This is a genomic window from Micromonospora echinofusca (assembly GCF_017614955.1).
In the GTDB taxonomy this organism is placed as follows: domain Bacteria; phylum Actinomycetota; class Actinomycetes; order Mycobacteriales; family Micromonosporaceae; genus Micromonospora; species Micromonospora echinofusca_A.
Window position 1 is genome coordinate 1 of record NZ_WVUH01000682.1, and the last position, 984, is coordinate 984.

General features: G+C 67.8%; 1 protein-coding gene. It reads left to right on the forward strand.

Annotated elements, in window-relative coordinates:
* Positions 1-65: 65 nt before the first annotated feature.
* Positions 66-959 carry an IS982 family transposase gene (locus GSF22_RS33855; RefSeq protein WP_208817954.1) on the forward strand — a complete coding sequence of 298 codons (894 nt, stop codon included), beginning with the start codon at positions 66-68 and terminating at the stop codon, positions 957-959.
* Positions 960-984: the final 25 nt, after the last annotated feature.

The window sequence follows — 984 nt, forward strand, 5'->3', positions numbered from 1 at the left end:
CTAGACGAGTAAGTCCTAACGGTCCCGGGGCTGCGGCATAGGCGAAGGGTGTTGAAGATCCGTTTGTGACGACAGACCTCAACACCCTTCTGACCGCACTGTACGTGAAGATCGACGACTGGCTCGGACGGCCGCGCAGGACCGGGCGGCCACCGAAGCTGTCCGACGCGGAGTTGCTGACCCTGGCGGTCGCGCAGATGCTGCTCGGGGTGCGTTCCGAGGCCCGTTGGCTGCGGTTCGTCCCCGGGCATCTGCCCGGGGCGTTCCCGTACCTGCCAGGGCAGTCCGGCTACAACAAGCGCCTACGGGCGGCGGTGCCGCTGCTCAAACGCGCCATCCGGGCGGTCGCTGCGGACACCGACCTGTGGTCGGACACGACCTGGGTGGTGGACTCCACCCCGGTGGAGTGCGGCCGGTCGAGGCCGACGGTGAAACGGTCCGACCTGGCGGGGTGGGCCGGTTACGGCTACTGCGCTTCGCACTCGAGGTTCTTCTGGGGCCTGCGCCTGCATCTGGTCTGCACCCCGTCCGGTCTGCCGGTCACCTGGGCGCTGGCCACGCCGAAGCTCGACGAGCGGCAGGTCCTGGCCGCGGTCCTCGATCACGACCCCGGGCTCGTCGCTGACCGTCCGGGCCTGCTGATCGTGGCGGACAAGGGATACGTCTCGGCCGAGTTGGACCGGTGGCTGGCCGAACGTGGGGTGCGGTTGCTGAGACCGTCGTACCGCAACCGCACCCCACGCCACGACGAGCACCTGCTCAAGCCTGTCCGACAGCTGATCGAGTCGGTCAACGACACGTTGAAGGGCCAACTCGACCTTGAGCTACACGGCGGTCGCAGCATCGAAGGAGTCACCGCCCGAGTCGCGCAGCGAATCCTCGCCATGACCGCCGCGATCTGGCACAACCGCGCCACCGGCCAACCCGTGACCAGGTCCCTGATCGCCTACGACCACTGACCCGACTTCGGACTTACTCGTCTAG